We start from the raw sequence: 16,276 nt of genomic DNA on the forward strand, positions 1-16,276 counted from the left end.
CGACAATCGGCCAACAGCGGGCATTCCTGTTGATTATTCTGCGGACGTTTGAAGGTCGGCTCCGCACCGACAACGGACGGTGACCTTCCACGTTGCAAGAAATTCACGTCGACCGAGCGCCGTTGCCTCTGCGAGGAGACAAACAGATATACCTTCTTCTATATGATCTTGATGACGACCTTACCCTTTGCACGTCCCGTTTCGACGTAGACCAAAGCCTCCCGGGTTGACTCGAATGGGAAAACCCGATCGATCACGGGCCTTATTGCACCTGCCTCGATGAGCTTGGCGATGTGGCCTAGCTGGTCTCCATCGGCACGCATAAAAAGGAATGAATAGCTGACGTCATGACGTCTCGCCGCCTTTCGGATGCGATGGCTTAGAAGGTGCATCGCCGCTTTCAGGAACCAGGAGGCACCCATCTGTTTAGCAAATTCAGGATCGGGTGGACCGGCGATCCCGATGAGCTTTCCACCCGCCTTGAGCACTCGCAGTGATCTTTCGAGCGTATTTCCGCCCTGCGTATCCAGCACCAGGTCGCAGTCTTTCAGCACGGCGGCAAAGTCGTCTTTCTTGTAATCGATGACGATATCCGCGCCAAGTTGCTTCATCAATCCGGCATTCGCGGCGCTCGCTGTCGTCGCGACGGTCGCGCCCAGATGCTTGGCCAGTTGAATGGCAAAGGTGCCAACGCCGCCCGAGCCGGCATGTATCAGTACCTTTTGCCCTTTCTTCACTTGCCCTTTTTCGACCAGCGCTTGCCAAGCGGTCAAGCCCACCAGCGGGATTGAAGCCGCTTCTTCCATAGTGAGTGTTTTGGGCTTGAGGGCTACGCCGTCTTCCTTGACCGCGATGAATTCCGCGAAGGTGCCGATCCGATCTTTGTGCGGTCGCGCATAGACCTCATCGCCCGGCTTGAATCGCCGCACGCGCGATCCGACGCGGACAACAACTCCGGCCAGATCATTGCCCAAAATCAGCGGCAAACGATAGGGCAAAATGAGCTTGAACTCTCCATCCCTGATCTTTGAATCGAGAGGATTCACGCCAGCGGCGTGAATCTGGATCAATACGTCGACCTCACGCAGTTCCGGAACCGGCATATCGCCGGCCCGTACGCCATTCTTGCGTCCATATCGATCGACGACGAATGCCTTCATCATGGTTCGTTGTTCCTTGCCAGTTTCACGTTGCGTTAAGTAATTCCGTCTACGTTGTGAGCCGCAGATCTTTGCGGATGCCGGCGTCTACCACGCCCGCGGGCGCAAATCTGCGTAGCAATCGCAGACGGCTGGCGAGTCCACCGGCTGCGTAGCGGAGTTTCGGACGAGCCGCGAGAGCCGCCTGCAGTACGGTCTCGGCCACAATCTCGGGACCGTCAGCACCCTCGACCACCTCCTTGACTCGCTTATCCACGGCCGAGCGCACCTCGCGGTACTCGTCGAGGGGGGCGTCGGGCGCCATGAAGTTCGCGTCGAAAGGCGTCTTGATGTACGCAGGCTCAACAACCGATACCCGGATGCCCATTGTGCGCAATTCATGGTCGAGCGACTCTGAATACCCTGCAACCGCGTGCTTGGTGGCGGAATAGAGCGCCATATAGGGCATGGGTAAGAAACCCAGCACGGAGCCGATGTTGATGATGCGGCCGCTACCTTGTCGCCGCATATGGGGCAATACGGCGCGCGTCATACGGATAATCCCGAAGAAGTTCGTATCGAAGATCGCACGGGCCTGGTCAAGCGAACTCTCTTCCGCAGCGGCAGGGGCGACGCCGAAGCCAGCGTTGTTCACCAGCAGGTCGATGCGGCCGTCTAGGCGCAGTACTTCCTTGACGGCAGCTTCGACTGATTCTTCGCTAGTCACGTCAAGAGACAGCATCTCGAACGTCCGCTGGCCGGCTTGTGCGCTGCGTCGGCTCGTGCCATAGACCTTGTATCCGGCCTTCGCAAGACCGTTTGCCGTGGCTTCGCCGATGCCTGACGAGGCGCCCGTCACGAGCGCTATTCCGTTTTTCATAATGTCTTTCCGGAGTGAGGAATGTCTTTACATGGTTGGTCGAGCGTTTATCTTGTCGGAAATATGATGATCATCATATTTATGGTCCAGCAAAAACACACGCCGGATGCGCGCAGTTACTCCTCAACGGGTGCGAATTTTTTCAATGCGGCTTCAAGAAAACTGTCCGACAGCTTGGGGTCGTCGACGGCGCGTGCCAGCACCATGGTGCCGACCATAGTGGCAACGGTCATAAGTGCCTGTTCATGCGAGCCCGGTTGCCCCCAATCTGGCAATTGACGAGCAACGACATCGATCATCTCCTTGATGCGGCGGGTGGCCGCGCGTCGCACGACCGGCGCCTGGCGCGGCATCTCCGAGCCAAGAGCGGAGACTGGGCAGCCCGTTTCTATGGCTTCACGATGCTCCTTCGACAGATAGGCGCGCACCATCGACGGCAATGCCTGCTCCGGCGGCACAGATGCTGCGATTTGCTCCGACAGGGCCACAGCCTCCAAGCCGGCGCGATCGGCAGCTTCGGCAAGCAGCGCCTCGCGCGACGGAAAATGGGCATAAAAGCCACCATGAGTCAGGCCGGCCTCCTTCATGATGTCTGCCACGCCCGTCCCGTCATAGCCGCTGCGCCGAATCGCGCGCGCGGCAACCTCGACGATGCGCTCGTGTGTGATTTCCTTGCGGCTGGCGGGTTTCCGATTTTTAATCGATGACTTTTGCATGATGGTCATCATATACCATTTCGGCACAATTTGCAGAACGGCGTAATGTCGATGCAGATCAAGACCTCCACTAGGCAGCGTCAGCGCGCGCTAGTCGCTTCAAGACACTGAACCCGAGCTCGGTGTTTCATGTCCGTGGTCTTGGTAGGTCTTGGTAGGTCTTGCAGTCGCGCTTCCCGGCTACCACAAGCGAACTGACGATTTCTTGTTGGGCTTACACCTGGGTGACCGCCTTGCCTCGGAAGCGGACGTATAGACTACGCGGCACCGAACGGCTAATAGGGGTCGGGTTGTGTCAATTCGCTCTTCAAAATTGATCGCCGGAAAGCGGCCACTGGAATTCCGCTTGCCGGAAGCGGCCAGTCGCCAGTGCGTACTCCCGACCCACAAGAGACCTTCAGGCTACCCAGCAGCGGTCATTCAAACGCTGCGACTTTCTCGCCCTGTCGACAATAGATTCGCGGCATACTGTCGACGACGAAAGTGCTTTGGACACCAGTCAAGCCGCGTTCTCAGATCGGTTAGTTCGTATGGAAGGACTTATAGTCCGGATCATGCGTACTGTGCTCGGGGCGAACGACCAAATTGAATTTTAGTGAGACGCCTTCGGGTGGCTTTGGTAACCCGGCCTTTCTGATGATCTCCATACTGGCCGCGTCGAATTTCGGGTCGCCACTTGATGTTTTCACCGAAATCGACAGTACGTTGCCCTCAGAGTCAATGACAACGGGGAAGACGGCCTCCGTGTTCTTGTCGCCTTCTGTGACCAAGACGCCTGTTCGAGGGGCAATTCTCTTCTGGATTGCTCGGACGAAAGCGTCAACCGCACTCTTCTGCGAGCTACTTTGCTCAGGTGATGAACTCGGAGGTTCAACCGACCAGCAAGGATTACTCAGTGCCACTGCTATCGCTGCAAGGAGAAGTGACTTCATGTTCTAGTATGTACTTGGTTTGTCGACGAAATGGGCGCCGCCGTCGAATGACGGTTGTTGGCCGCGTGCTGCCGCATGCAACCCGGATAAGGTGACCCGCCAGCCTTCCGTTTCTTCGAGAATCAGCCATTCAGGCGGTGCAGATTGCCCGCCCCGTCCTCACCGAATCAAACCGCGAGTCGAGCGATCAAGAAAATCGTAAAAAGGCTTAACCTCGGCATGGGCTGTTGCAATTTCAGCAATCTCCGGTTTCGCTTCGTCAAGCGTCTTCCCGCTACGGTAAAGCAGCTTGTAGGCATTCCGGATGGCTTGTATCCCCTCCTTGCTGAAGCCACGGCGTTGTAGCCCCGTGGTATTCACTCCGACAGGTGAAGCGTGATTGCCTTGAGCAATAACAAACGGCGGCACATCTTGCGCGACATTAGAACAACCTCCCACCATAACGTGCGCTCCGATGACGCAGAATTGATGGACTGCGCACATACCGCCGATGATCACGTGATCATCGACGATGACGTGACCGCCTAGCGTTGCATTGTTTGCCAGAATGCAATGGTCACCAACAATGCAATCGTGGGCAACGTGAGCATTGACCATCAGAAGGTTGTCGCTTCCGACCTTGGTGATGCTGCCTCCTTGGACTGTGCCGCGATGGATCGTGACACTCTCCCGGATTCTGTTGCGATCGCCCACTTCCACGACAGTTGGCTCTCCGGCGTACTTCAAGTCCTGGTTGTCTTCCCCGATCGTGGCGAAAGGATAGATTGTGTTCTCTCGGCCAATGCGGGTGTGCCCACTTACGACAACGTGCGACTTAAGGACGGTGCCTTCGCCAATCTCGACGTCACCGCCTATACAGCAATAGGGACCAATGCGAACGCGAGCCCCAATGACGGCACCTTCTTCAATAACTGCGGTCGGGTGGATGACAGCCGTTTCATCAATCACAAATGTGGCCTCTGAGGAAGGTTAGGATCGGACTTTAGCTCAAATTAAATGCTTGAGCAGCAAGCTGTGATTCGCTTTCCGGGCTGACTAAATGACTCTTCGATTTCGCTCGGCGCACAGCTTTCAATTAACTATCGACAGCTGAAACCCAAGGAGATTGTTTGACGATCATGGCGCATGTCCCGACTGTCCGAAACTGGCCGAATCCGGAAGTCCGGCCACTGCAAGCGACCGCCGATCGCACCGCTTCGTCGAACCTCCGTAGCCGGGCCGCACTGGCATATTCTCCGTTCGGCGCTGCCAGCCCCAGACAGGATGGTTGGGAGCCGCTCCCAGTCCCACCGCAGCAAGTCGCTGACAGACTAGCGATAGTTAATCAAGTAGATGACGTCATTGAGGAACCAGGGCAGAATCAATTGCGTGTCGGGATAGCTGACACCGACGCTGAGCCTCGGTGGCTTTGACGCGGAGTAACCGGGCGTCGCACCGTCGGCAGTGTGCAGAATGTACGTGTCCGTGTCGGACGGCTGGGCGGTCTGATTGTTCGGGGGCGACGATCTCCAGGCGCAGCCGGCGGTGAGCACGATGAGGGCTGCTGCGAAGCATAAGGGCTTCATGATGGTGTGAAAGTCCAGCAACGTTACTTTGACAATAACGTCGATGAAGAATTCGTTCCGGCACGTGGCTGGCTTCTGTCGAACGCAGGAGGCGCAGTCCGACCCGAAGCTGCCAGCCGGGAGATTGGCGCGAACGTCGCGTGTCGGGCTCGAAAGTGACGGCCAACATCGATCACGGTCGTTCGCTGATCACCTATGAAGCGCTTTTCGGCGTGCCTCGCATGTCGGGGAGTGCGCGCCGTGTGTCGCCCAGCGCGTGTGAGCGATTCCCGTCATACCCTCGAAATGCGCTTCGCGCACCTGCGCGTGGGCCCGAGCGCGACCGTCAGCATGTGCGAGCCTCCTTCTACGTTCCCGTCGACGCGCCGAGCGCCGCGAAGTGCAACACCCATTCCCTTTGCCCATCGACATCGATCAGAGCCGCCGCTTCGTCGTCGTAAAACCCGCCCACCGGGCAGGCGGCCAAGCCGCGGGCAACCGCGCCTAGCAGCCAGCGCTCGCCCAGTATCCCCGCCTCGAGAAAGGCATGGCGATATCCACGCGCACCTTCCGCCAGCATGTGCGCGCGATCGGCGGAAAGCACCAGCACTACTGCGGCGTTGCCGATCACATCCTGCGACAATGCGGCCGCCTGAGCCGCAGCGGCGGAATCGCTGTCGCGCACGCGTACCAGCGCGTGCTGAGGCAGGTAGCGATACACGCCCGGCCGGAGCCCTGCGACACGATTGACGACCAGATTGATGTGGATGGCGCCCGATAGCTGGGGCGGCAGCGCCATGTCGGCCAGCATCGATGACATCGTCGCGAGCGGCACCGCATCGTCGAGGAAGCGCCGCTGGCTCCGCCGCTGGACTATCGTGTCGGTCACGCCTGCGGCGGCGGGCTCAGGCGCCGGTAGCGCGATGTGCCCGGCGCCCACCTCGTCGGGCAATAGCTGCAGCGACGTGGCCCGGTGCACCATGCCTGTCACGCCGATTGTCAGGCCGGAGGGTACCGGCGGCGCTGCGAAGCGCGCGCGCAAAGCTTCGCCGGTGGAGTCCACGGCGCTGGCCGCGGGCCGCAGATCCATGATGGCGAGCACGCCTTCCTCGAGGCCATCAACACCGATGGCCTTGGCGGCCAGGATCTCGTCAAAGCGCGCGACGAGCGTCGCCCGCATTCCTGCCTGATGCCCCGCGAGCCGCAGATTCTCGAGCAAGTGGCCAGCGTCCGCAACCGCATAGCGGTAGGCCCGGTCGCGGTACTTGTAGCCGGTGCGGCGGAACACCGCAGTCAGCACCACGACCGCGTCGGCGCCGTCTGCCTGAGGCGCGCCGAGCGCGGCCCGAGCAGCGCCCAGCGCGTCGAGCCGATTGTGCTCCGGGTCGTAGTGATAAAGCCCGGCCGGCAAGCCCTCGACCTTGCGTGCCAGGACATAGAGCTCACTGGGAAACAGCGCGCCGGAAGATGGCGAAGCGCGCAACGCCAGGCCGCCGCGCCGCGCCGTGATGCCGGCCGAGAGGTATAGCATCTCGCCCAACTCGGCAACGCTCAGGCTTCGCTTGCGCCACGAGGGCGCGCGCAGCGCGTCGCTCAGGCTGCGCTCGTGGGTCCTGTCGCGCGCTAGGGCGATGTACGGCACGTCGGGGTAGCGCTTGAAAGCGGGCGGCGGTGCACCCCATTCGACCCCCGGCGCGCGCTGGAACACGCGGCTGCGCGACTCGGACGAGAATTCGTGATAGCGGGCCACGGCATCGACCGGGCCAGATCCGGCTTCGGCGGCGTTGGTCCAGCGGACGGCCACTTCGCTGGCGCCGTGACGCGTGCCGAGGAAGAACGCCATGCCGAGAGCGGCGAGGACGGTCAACACCTTGCCGACCGCGACCGGGTCGTGCCAGCCACCGCGGGTGGACTGCTGCGCTGGTTGGGACGGTGCGAGCCGCAGCCAGCGGAACACGGCCGGCAAGTTGAAAATCAGGTGCACGGAGACAAGCAGCAGCGTGCAGTAGCCAAACAGGTAGTGCCAGTCGAACACCGGCAACTGCTGATTGGCCACCCAGAACACACCGAGACTTGCCGTCGTCAACAGGTAGGCGATCAACAGCAGGCTGGTTTGCACATTGAGCGCCTGACGCGACGGTGTCCGTCCGCGCCACGTCGACACGGTGACATACAGTGCGTACATCGAAAGCGGCAATAGGACCCAAATAATCTTTGAAACCATGTCCTGACACGCCTTGCTGGAATGTGGAACGCGGCGGAGCCTAAACTCTATCCTTGTCCGCCTGGCTAGGCTACAGGCTGTCAAGCCGCCGAACGAGATTGATCCCGCCAAAATTGCGTTCGACGAGCGCGTGCGGAACTGTTCACGATTACGTGGGAAATCGTTACGTCGGTTATTCGTACCGAAAAAGCGGCGCAGGGAAATGAAAAGCAAAATGAAGTCCGGTAGACCGGCGCTACTCGTGGGGTCCAGCCGCTCACTCGATTCGATACCGGCACAGCATTGTTGGTGAGCCATGTACAGAACCTACGCCAACGGTCCGACCCGCTCTCGAAACTGCCGAGCAACGCCTCGAACGGCAGGTGTTGCACGGACTCCGGCCGTTCAACGCGCAAAGTCGAAAGGCAGAAAATGGCCGAACCCAGAACTTTCTGCAGCCGGACATGCTCTTCCTAAGGGCCAGATAAATGAACTGCCCTTCGAGAACGTCCTTTGACGCTGATTGCAGTGTCGTAACAGCTCGCTGACAATGATGCAGGCGTGCTATTACGCAGATGTCTCAACGCGGATGACGTTGCGGCCCACAGATCGGGCTTGCGGTCGTCAACCGGCACATCGCGACTGCGGCGCCGTTCACGATGGGCGCGCGCTCCATGGATATCGGCCGGCAAACTCCGCTTTCGCAATGCCCTGCTGGAGGCCGCCCCAAACGCTCCCCGATGCCTCATTGATGCAGAATCGGCGCAAAGGCCACAACGACACGACCTGAATACGATGGACGACCCAGAATCGCTTTCCCTGGCACTCCCCGACGGCACCAAGGTCTCTGCGCTCCTCCGAGCGCCGGAGGACGCGCGAGCCCTGTATGTCTTCGCGCACGGTGCCGGGGCGGGCATGCAGCACGCCGGCATGTCGTCATTGGCCGACGCGCTTGCGGCGGCAAATGTCGCCACATTGCGCTACCAGTTTCCGTACATGGAGCGGGGCTCTAGGCGGGTGGACTCGCCGGCCGTGGCACATGCTGCCGTGCAGACAGCCGTCGCAGAGGCCCGCCGGCGGTTGCCTGCACTGCCGCTCTTCGCGGGCGGTAGGTCGTTCGGCGGCCGCATGACGTCCCAGGCCCAAGCCATCTCCCCGCTGGACGGCGTGCGTGGCCTCGCTTTCGTCGCGTTCCCGCTGCACCCGGCGGGCGCGCCCGGCGTGGAGCGGGCACGGCACCTGGCGGACGTCACGGTGCCGATTCTCTTCCTGCAGGGCACGCGCGACAAGCTGGCCGAGCTTCACCTGCTGAGGTCGGTTGTCGGGACGCTGGGGTCACGCGCCACGCTGCATGTGGTGGACGACGCAGATCATTCGTTCCACGTGCGCGCGTCCTCCGGCCGGACCGACGCGCAGGTTGTGCTCGAACTGGCACGGACGATGTCGGCGTGGTTCTTCGCCGAAGGAGAGTTCGTGCCCGTTACCTGAGCAAGCGCAGGAATGCTTGTAGCAGAGTCGGGACGGCGAGCCGGCGAATTCGCCGTGCTGCACTCGCCCGCTCAATCCCTTTGCTATCCGGAGTTGGTCTCTGGCATAGCAACGATAAGCGACACCTGTCGCGTCAGCGACGTGTTCCCAGTGCCGAATGAGTGAATTTGTCAGATCCACTTGCGGTGATCCGCCCCGGAAATCGCGTAGGGCATGTGCTTTGATTTGGCCGACAGGCCTCCGGCGGCGGTGTCGATCCGTGAGTGACCGCTTAGGGGTGCGGGCGGCGCCAGACTGGCGGAGCGTCGAACGACACGCATTGGCCGGTCACTGGCCGACGCGGTCGCCTGAAATCGACGGCGGATTCAACCGGTCGATGCAACGATTTGGTTAAATCGTTCAGCCGGGGTGTCGAAGTCTAGTGTTTTTCGGGGACGTTCGTTGAGCCGCCTTGCTACGGCATCCAGTCTGGCCTGCGAGTAGACGGAGAGATCGGTACCCTTAGGAAAATATTGCCTCAGAAGCCCATTTGTGTTTTCGTTCGAACCGCGTTGCCAAGGGTGTTGAGGATCGCAGAAATAGACCTCAATGTCTGTAGCGACGGTAAAGCGGTTGTGGTCGGCCATTTCCGAGCCCCTATCCCAGGTCAGCGATTTATATAGTTCCCTGGGTAACTTGCTGACGTGTCGTATCAGAGCGTCAACCACAGCCTCAGAATTCTTGCTGGCTACTTTCACCAGCATCACGAATCGACTTTGACGTTCGACGAGAGTCGCAATCTGGCTGGTAGCATTGCCATAAATCAAGTCACCTTCCCAGTGCCCGGGTATTGCCCGATCCTCCGCCGTAGCGGGACGTTCACTGATCGACACGGCGTCGCGAATGTTCGTGCGGTCCTCGGTTTTCAGTGTGTGATGACGGGATCGGCGCATGGTTCGGGAGCGTCGCAAGTGCTCGAGCAATTCCTTTTTCAGGGCGCCACGAGCTTGAATATAGAGGCTCCGATAGATTGTCTCGTGCGACACCAGATAGTCCTTGTTGACCGCGTACGCATGTCTGAGCCAACCAGCAATCTGCTCAGGGGACCACTGCAGCTTCAGCTTCGCAGCGACAACTCGTGCCAGCGTCTGGTTTTGCACCAATTTGCAGACCTTCGGCCGACGTGCCCGCTCCCAGGCAATCGCGTCCGCCTGGCTTGCCCGATAGCCTTGGCTGCCCCCGTTGCGTTGCAACTCGCGACTTATAGTGGAAGGAGCGCGTCCCAGCCTGGCCGCTATCGACCGGATCGATAATCCCGACACCAGAGAACGGGAAATCTCCTCGCGCTCTGCCAGCGTCAATGCCTGTGGCGCGCGGTGCCTTTGCGGCGGCTGGATTCCGCCGGTCTCCGATAGTATCCGCTGAATCGAAGAATGGCCTCGATCGAACAGTTTGGCAATCTGATGAATCGTGTCGCCCTTGCGCCATCGGTCCCACATCAGCGCTTTCTGAGTCTCGGAGTAATGAATTCTCGGTCGCTGTTTCATTTGCAACACCTCCGCTGCTCACGCAGATTCTAGGTGTTGCATCGACCGGTTGAATCCGCCACCCACTCCGGCCAGACGACTTTCTCGAAACCGGTCACTCGGCCACACTCAGCATTCGCGAAATGGAGTGCCCCTAAGCAGTCGTTGGCGATCTCACCGAATCGGCCAAGAAGCGCCGTTCATTATGGCGACCCGTCGCGCATCCCAACGGCGGCTCAGGGTCTATTAGCGGCTCTCCGGCGATGCGCAAACGTGACTGAATGGATTTCTGGAAGCGTTGACTCATCGACCAGGCTATCACTTCGCACCCGGCGTCTTCGTACTGTCATCAGGGGACATACTGGGTGCGCTGCCTTTGGATGCATCCCTGTAGCCTTCCATTTGTCCGCTCCACATCGCCGCGCCCCACGGGCTAGACACGGGCTCGCTGTGATAGGTCATCCCCGACGTTGCAGCGCCATGAGCGCCGCCACCACCGCTTCCACCGTTTCCATTTCCCGCCTGCGCGAACGTCGCGCACGGCGCGCAAAGCGCGATTGAAGCAATGCACGACAATAAAGTCTTCAGCATTCGAGGTTTCATGTCACTACTCTCCGGAATTCCGCGCGACATCGCGTAAAAAGCTTTTACAGACCCGACAGCAAATCGAATTTAACCATCCGCAAGTACTTTTAAAGTCAAAGGATTAGTCGGCGAGGTCTTCACGGACCCGATCGCAACGGCGGAGTAATTCATGCCGCCTGATACAGTGAGACTTGCCTGTATCGCCGTGGTCGATGTGCCCGCGGCATTCACCTGAACATTGTATGTGCCGACTGGCAGCGTCAGATAGCTGCTGATTGTTCCAAAAGGCACATTGGAAAGCACTACCTGGCCATTCACCAGTATGTCGACAGGTCCAGCGTCAGGCGATGCGTGGATCACACGAACCCGAGCCTGTCCCGCGGGCGCAGCGGACGTTTCGTCCGTGGCAAGCAACGCCTGAATATTGGCGACGAAAGTCGCCGCCATCGCGGTGTATGCCGCTCCGCTGGAGAGATTGGGCTTCACGTCGATAACCGTTGTCGTAGTACCCGCAGCGTTCACCTTGATCTCGCGCATGCCGGCAGCGACGTTCAGGTATGAAGAGACGGTCGGGTAGGGAACGTTGTTCAGAACCTTGGTGCCATCGACGTACACGTCCACGTTGGGCGCATCGGGAGACGCGTGCAGGACACGCAGGCGCGCCGGTGAAGAATCGTCGCCGCCTCCACATGCGGTGATAAGTACACTCAGTAGAACCATACCTAGCAAACTCAGAACGCGTCGCATCGCAGCCTCCCTGTGTGTCGCGAATGGTCCCGGCCCCGCCGAACACGGCAGGGTTTCAAAGACGATGATTCGGCATTGCAACTTTTCTGATTAGCCTAGAGTTCACAGGGGCAAACGGAAAGAGCGAATCTGCGTCAAAAGCGAGACAACTGCAGGAACGTTCGAAGGGGAAGTCTACGTCAGCCCGCGCCGTCGCCAACTGGCGCGGCCATTCGACCCGGGCAGATTCCTGGAAAATACGGCGTTGCGATTAATCGGAATCAGCTGACGCAAAAAGATGCTTCGTTTCTGCTACAGCATTGCCTAAACTTCGGATTCGGGGAATCCCCTCTTGTCAGCAGCGCCAATGGAAACGTCTCGCGTATCCGAGCCTATGCCACGCTACCGCATCGGAGCGGTTGCGCAATTAGCGAATTTGCCCGTCGGGACATTGCGTGTGTGGGAACGCCGCTATGGGGTGGTGTCACCAGCAAGGTCCGCCTCGGGGCATCGGTTTTACAGCGAAGCGGATATTCATCGTGTCGCACTTCTGAAAAACCTCGTCGATCGAGGTCATGCAATCGGGTCGATTGCTAGGCTCGATGCGCAGCAACTCGAGCGACTCGCGTTCATGCACATTGACCGGGTTCCCGCCCTGCCTACACGGGAAGCGTGCAGCGAAGTCCAGATTGTGTTCGTCGGCACGACAATGGCAAGAAGGATTCAGAAGAGTCTTTCAACTTCACCGCAAGCGCCCCCGATCGTCCCGACGGTGTTCGACAACATGACACAGGCGTTCGCCAATCCTCCTGTGCGCCGCGCCGATCTGCTCGTGTTGCATCTGCCATCGCTTCATCCTGACGACGTTGGCCGTGTGCTTACTTTGAGCGCTTCCTGTCATGCAACCAGGGTCGCGGTCGTTTACGCTTTTGCCGCCGAGCACACTGTCAAACATCTCAAACAGGTTGGAGTGCACACTCTACGAGAGCCGCTTAGTTGGTCCGACACCTCGCGCACAATTCTGGAACTACTAGGTAAGCAAGTTGATGATCTGTCGGTCGATGCCCTGAATTACGGTCCACCGGCGCCGCGACGTTATGGGGACGACGTCCTGACAGGCATGGCGAACGCATCGACGACTATTGCCTGTGAATGTCCCCGGCATCTGGCCGACCTCATCATGCAGCTTTCTGCATTCGAGCGCTATAGCAATGAATGCATGGCGCGCACACCCGCCGACGCATACCTCCATAGCTATCTCGCAAACGTGTCCGGTCGGGCCCGAGAGATGTTCGAGGTTGCGCTTGGTCGCCTCGAGCGGGAAGAGCGATGGATTGCGGACAGGGCATAGTCGCATCCAAGGTACGTTTGTCTAGCCGAAGGATTGACTGCGATAGAAAGCTCAGACTGGCAGGGACTGCTTCACTGTCGAAAGCCGCCGTTCCCGTCCGCTGCATTGAATGTCGGACATGGGTCGTGAGGCAAAGAGCGGCCAGTCTGAGTCATTCAACACCGGCGGGGGAATCGTTGACAATCCGCTTCTATGGGGCTGCGGTCCGCGTCTGTGCCGCGGCGTATAGGGCACAATGATCAACCCACGGGTGCCGGCACCGCGGGTGTGAAGGTACGCATCACTCGCCAGCGTATGGTCGGAAAATCGCCCGACACAGTGGCGCGAACATGGCAGCCGAAGTAACGCCCGGCCGCCCGTGGCATTGCGCTCCACGACCATTGGGGACCAAGTGGCCATCGCTCCCGGCAGTGGCTCCCGTGCAGGTTCTCAATACGTGCTCTCGGCCAACTACGGACGTTCGCCGATGCTTTCGCGCGGACGTTCGAACGACAGATAGCACCCCAAAAACATTGACCAATGCTCGGCGCCCATCCGAGCTAACCGGGCTCCGATACGCGTCGGGTGAACGTAGCATGCCGTTCCAGTCCACGTGAAAAGTGAAGCCGCGCCAGGTAACCCGGGTCGAACTGTAGCTCGCGAGGAATACGAGGAATAACGCAATATCCCATATCGGCAGCAGCCACAGCCCCACGATGGGCGTGGCGCAACGCCTCGTCCGCGCGAAGCTTCAGCCAGAGGCGACAGCTTCACCGACCAGCACCCTTGGCGTTCCTGATCAGCCCTCGTCTGCGTGTACTGCTGACGACGCGCTTTGTCTGGATGCCCGTTTGGCGTCCTTGATTTCTTTGAGCTTTGAGTCCGTTGCTGCTTGGCGGCTTTTCAGCAGGGTCGTGTTGAGTGTCCTTGGTGCAACGTCGCAGCAACCTCTTGTACTTTTTCCCGCTTCCACCCCCGTATCCAGGAGGCGTCACGTCAATGGCCGGAGCGGGCTGTCGCCCACGCCCTGTCGCGAGCCGCACACCGTAGTGCCGCGGAGCGGGCGGGCTGCTCGGCGGCGGAACAAGGAAGAACGCCGGCACATAAATTGCGCGGCAATCGTTCTGCCATGCGTTATTCGACAGGGGAGACGTCATGAACAAGCTTGCGTCCATGCTCGTGTGGGGGGTGCTGGCCGCTGTCGGCGCTTTCGCCTTTGCGGCGCTCGCGGTCGGGCGCGGCGAAAGTGTGAATGCCGTGTGGCTCGTGACTGCGGCCCTCATCGTTTATTTCATCGCATACCGCTTCTATAGCAAGTTCATTGCCGAGCGCGTGCTGCGGCTCGACGATACTCGCCAGACGCCGGCCGAGCGCCACGACGACGGTATGGATTACGTACCGACTAACAGGTGGGTGCTGTTCGGCCATCATTTCGCCGCAATTGCCGGCGCGGGTCCGCTAGTCGGTCCCGTGCTGGCAGCGCAGATGGGCTACCTGCCCGGCACGCTGTGGATCCTCGCGGGCGTCGTGGTGGCCGGTGCGGTGCAGGACTTCATCGTGCTTTTCGCGTCAGTGCGCCGTGACGGCAAATCGCTTGGCGAGATGGTCAAGATGGAACTGGGCCCGGTTCCCGGCTCGCTGGCTCTCGTCGGCGTACTCGCAATCATGATCATCATTCTCGCGGTCCTGAGCCTCGTGGTGGTCAAGGCGCTTACCTCCAGCCCCTGGGGGCTCTTCACGATCGCGGCGACGATACCGATCGCGCTGCTGATGGGCGTCTACATGCGGTTTATCCGCCCAGGGCGCGTGGGAGAAGCCTCCCTGTTCGGTGTCGTACTTCTGCTCATTTCGATCGTCCTCGGTAAGACGGTCGCCAACGATCCCACCTGGGGACCGATCTTTACCCTGACCGGTCCGCAACTGGCATGGGCCCTCATCCTGTACGGCGCCATCGCCTCCAGCCTGCCGGTCTGGCTGATGCTCGCGCCGCGTGACTACTTGAGTACGTTCCTGAAGATCGGCACGATCATAGCGCTCGCGGTCGGCATTTATGTAGTCGCGCCCTCGCTTTCGATGCCACGGACCACGCGCTTTATTGACGGCACCGGGCCCGTGTTCTCCGGCACGCTCTTTCCTTTTCTGTTCATTACCATCGCCTGCGGTGCGGTCTCCGGTTTTCATGCGCTGATTTCCTCCGGCACCACACCGAAGATGATCGAGCGTGAATCGCATATGCGTCTGATCGGCTTCGGCGGCATGCTCGCCGAGTCGTTCGTCGCGATCATGGCGCTGACGGCAGCCTGCGTACTGCATCCGGGCATCTACTTCGCCATGAACGCACCGGCTGCAATCATCGGCACGACCGCCGCGCAGGCGGCGCAAGTCGTGTCGAACTGGGGATTCGTCATCACGCCAGACCTGATCAACCAGACGGCCGCGAACATTGGCGAAACCAGCATCCTGTCGCGCGCCGGCGGCGCCCCGACGCTTGCCGTAGGCATGGCGCAGATTCTCGGTCAGGCCCTGGGTGGTCAGACCATGGAGGCCTTCTGGTATCACTTCGCCATCCTGTTCGAGGCGCTGTTCATCCTGACAGCCGTAGACGCCGGCACGCGGGTCGGCCGCTTCATGATCCAGGACATGCTAGGCCATGTCTATCGACCGCTCGGCGACACCCAGCTCCTGCCCGCGAACCTGCTGGGCACCGGCCTCTGCGTGGCAGCCTGGGGCTACTTTCTCTATCAGGGCGTGGTCGATCCGCTCGGTGGCATCAACACACTCTGGCAGCTTTTCGGCGTGGGTAACCAGATGCTCGCCGGCATCGCCCTGCTGCTCTGCACGAGCGTCCTTGTGAAGATGAAGCGGGAGCGCTACGTCTGGGTGACGTTGGTGCCGACAGCGTGGCTCCTCGTTACCACGCTCACTGCGGGGATCCAGAAGATCTTCCATAGCGACCCGCGTATCGGCTTCCTCGCGCTGGCGAACAAGTTCAGTGACGCCGCCGAGCAGGGGACCGTACTCGCTCCCGCCAAATCGATTGCGGAAATGCAGCGGGTCGCCTTCAACAACTATCTGGATGCGGTGGTCTGCGGCTTCTTTGTCGTGCTGGTGCTGGCGATGTGCGTCTTCGCCGTCACGATCTGCTTGCGGGCGCTGCGGCAGGCACAGCCCTCCGTCAACGAGACGCCTGTTGTTGTGCGCGTCAATGTGCCCGCTAAGGGGACTTGA

10 protein-coding genes are annotated in these 16,276 nt (G+C 60.1%); 3 read left to right on the top strand and 7 right to left on the bottom strand.

The genetic code is table 11. From position 1 onward, the window contains the following. Positions 1-158: 158 nt before the first annotated feature. From B0G74_RS27160 to B0G74_RS27190, 5 genes are all read right to left on the bottom strand, one after another. A complete protein-coding gene (locus tag B0G74_RS27160; RefSeq protein WP_132379411.1) occupies positions 159-1,160 on the bottom strand; it encodes an NADP-dependent oxidoreductase in 1,002 nt (333 codons plus the stop codon). Between the two features lie 49 nt (positions 1,161-1,209). Continuing rightward, entirely contained in the window at positions 1,210-2,019 is an 810-nt protein-coding gene (locus B0G74_RS27165) for an oxidoreductase (RefSeq protein ID WP_132378094.1), read from the bottom strand. Between the two features lie 116 nt (positions 2,020-2,135). Further along, complete coding sequence (locus B0G74_RS27170; protein WP_132378096.1) at positions 2,136-2,747, bottom strand: TetR/AcrR family transcriptional regulator; 612 nt, start codon at positions 2,745-2,747, stop codon at positions 2,136-2,138. A 1,079-nt stretch (positions 2,748-3,826) separates the two neighbouring features. Continuing rightward, positions 3,827-4,612, bottom strand: coding sequence for an acyl-ACP--UDP-N-acetylglucosamine O-acyltransferase (lpxA, locus tag B0G74_RS27180; RefSeq protein ID WP_207915733.1), 786 nt, complete (start codon positions 4,610-4,612; stop codon positions 3,827-3,829). A gap of 966 nt (positions 4,613-5,578) precedes the next feature. After that, on the bottom strand, positions 5,579-7,435 hold the full coding sequence (locus B0G74_RS27190; protein WP_165923930.1) for a SagB/ThcOx family dehydrogenase: 1,857 nt from the start codon (positions 7,433-7,435) through the stop codon (positions 5,579-5,581). 774 nt (positions 7,436-8,209) lie between these two features. Here B0G74_RS27190 and B0G74_RS27195 point away from each other — a divergent pair. Next, on the top strand, positions 8,210-8,902 hold the full coding sequence (locus B0G74_RS27195) for an alpha/beta family hydrolase (RefSeq protein WP_132378106.1): 693 nt from the start codon (positions 8,210-8,212) through the stop codon (positions 8,900-8,902). Between the two features lie 365 nt (positions 8,903-9,267). Here the strand turns inward: B0G74_RS27195 and B0G74_RS27200 are convergent, their stop codons facing one another. Both B0G74_RS27200 and B0G74_RS27210 read right to left on the bottom strand, forming a co-directional pair. Further along, positions 9,268-10,428 carry an IS30 family transposase gene (locus B0G74_RS27200; protein ID WP_132377191.1) on the bottom strand — a complete coding sequence of 387 codons (1,161 nt, stop codon included), beginning with the start codon at positions 10,426-10,428 and terminating at the stop codon, positions 9,268-9,270. Positions 10,429-11,079: 651 nt separating this feature from the next. Next, a complete protein-coding gene (locus B0G74_RS27210) occupies positions 11,080-11,739 on the bottom strand; it encodes a DUF4397 domain-containing protein (RefSeq protein ID WP_132378110.1) in 660 nt (219 codons plus the stop codon). Positions 11,740-12,085: 346 nt separating this feature from the next. Between B0G74_RS27210 and B0G74_RS27215 the strand changes: the two genes are divergently transcribed. Both B0G74_RS27215 and B0G74_RS27225 read left to right on the top strand, forming a co-directional pair. After that, the gene (locus B0G74_RS27215) at positions 12,086-13,069 is read left to right on the top strand and encodes a MerR family transcriptional regulator (RefSeq protein ID WP_132378112.1); all 984 of its coding nucleotides are present in this window, start codon (positions 12,086-12,088) and stop codon (positions 13,067-13,069) included. A gap of 1,134 nt (positions 13,070-14,203) precedes the next feature. Next, on the top strand, positions 14,204-16,276 hold the full coding sequence (locus tag B0G74_RS27225; protein ID WP_132378114.1) for a carbon starvation CstA family protein: 2,073 nt from the start codon (positions 14,204-14,206) through the stop codon (positions 16,274-16,276).

The sequence above is a fragment of the Paraburkholderia sp. BL9I2N2 genome (assembly GCF_004339745.1).
GTDB lineage: Bacteria > Pseudomonadota > Gammaproteobacteria > Burkholderiales > Burkholderiaceae > Paraburkholderia.